This is a genomic window from Psychrobacter immobilis (assembly GCF_904846175.1).
Classification (GTDB): Bacteria; Pseudomonadota; Gammaproteobacteria; order Pseudomonadales; family Moraxellaceae; genus Psychrobacter; species Psychrobacter immobilis_E.
On record NZ_CAJGZM010000024.1, the window covers coordinates 1 to 1,689 of the forward strand.

The following is a 1,689-nucleotide window of genomic DNA, read 5'->3' on the forward strand; positions in this document are numbered from 1 at the left end:
CCCCCTATGGCAGGATAGTTGTCACCCCTAAATAATAATTCCAAAGGGGACAATGAGGACACATCATGCCACGATATAGCGAAGAACGTAAACAGGCTATACTCAGCAAACTGCTACCCCCGCTGAGCCTAAGTGTTGCCGAGGTTTCAAGAAGTGAAGGCATCGGACTACAGACCCTGTATAATTGGCGTGCCCAAGCCCGACAACAAGGTCACCCTATGCCATCAAACCACAAAACCCCCGATGACTGGTCAAGCGAAACCAAGCTTGCCACCATTATAGAGACGGCCACCCTAAGCGAGAGTGAACTTAGCGAATACTGCCGCAGCAAAGGCCTATATGTTGAGCAAATCAAAGCGTGGCGTACTGACGCCTTACAAGGCTTTAGCAGCAGCAAACAACAAAGCCTGAAAGACAAGCGTCAGCAGCAGAGCGATCGCAAACAGATCAAACAACTCACCCGAGAGCTTGCTCGAAAAGAAAAGGCTTTAGCTGAAACTGCCGCCTTACTGGTATTGCGAAAAAAGTTGGAAGCGTTTTGGGAGGAGCACGAGGACGACTGACCTTGCTCCCTAAGCGCAAGCAATACATAGACTGGATACAAGAGGCCAATCACTCAGGAGCCAGACTTAACCTTGCCTGTATTGAAGTTGGCATTAGCATCCGCACCTATCGGCGCTGGTACCGCGCAGGTCACGTGAATGGTGATAAACGGTGTGACGCCGTGCGCCAAGCTCCTAAGAATAAACTGAGCGCCTCTGAACAAGCCGCCATCCTAGCCGTGTGCAATCAGCCCCGCTTTGCCAGTCTGCCGCCCACCCAAATTGTACCGACCCTGCTTGATGAGGGGATATATCATGGCTCAGAGTCTACCTTTTATCGGGTGCTGAGGCAGCATGAGCAATTGGCTCACCGCGGTCGTGCACTTGCCCCTAAAGCCTCAAGCGCCCCAAAGACCTTTACTGCCACTGGCCCTTGCCAAGTGTTCTGCTGGGATATCACCTATCTGCCAAGTCCGGTACGGGGTCAGTTCTATTATTTGTACATGATAGAGGATGTCTATAGCCGTAAAATTGTTGGCTGGGAGGTTTATGACCACGAGTCAGGTGTACTGGCAGCTCAGCTGCTTGAGCGTACTTTAATCAGTGAGAATGCATTGCACACTGGGGTGGTGCTACACTCAGACAATGGGGCACCGATGAAAGCTCAAACCATGCGCATGAAAGCGTATGAGCTTGGGGTACTCACCTCTTACAGCAGACCGCGTGTCAGTAATGACAACCCGTTTGCAGAGTCTTTATTTAAAACCTGCAAGTATCGCCCTAATTGGCCTATCGATGGCTTTAAGAGCTTAGATGCGGCAAGACGATGGATGCTGAGCTTCACGCGCTGGTACAACAATGAGCATAAGCACAGTCAGCTGAACTTTGTGACGCCCAATCAGCGCCATACGGGTGAGGATAAGGAAGTACTGGCGAAGCGTCTGCTCACGATGCAGCGCGCTAAAGATGAAAACCCGATACGCTGGGGAACTCAGGAGGTGAGGAACTGCGAGCCTGTAGGGCCAACAACGCTAAATCCTGTAAAAGAGCAACAACAGCAAAGATTACAAGCCGCTTAATTTAGCTTGATGGTGACAACTACCTTGAAAAACTCCGGAACTATGTTTTACTAACAGCTGTAACTCCG

Annotated in this window: 1 protein-coding gene; it reads left to right on the plus strand. The window is 50.6% G+C overall.

Annotated elements, in window-relative coordinates:
• Nucleotides 1-65: 65 nt before the first annotated feature.
• Nucleotides 66-1,621 (plus strand): IS3 family transposase gene (locus tag JMW39_RS13145; protein ID WP_227679533.1). Its coding sequence is split into 2 segments (ribosomal slippage): nt 66-519 and nt 519-1,621, totalling 1,557 coding nucleotides; the frame shifts between segments, so codons are not numbered across the junction.
• The last annotated feature ends 68 nt before the right edge of the window (nt 1,622-1,689 follow it).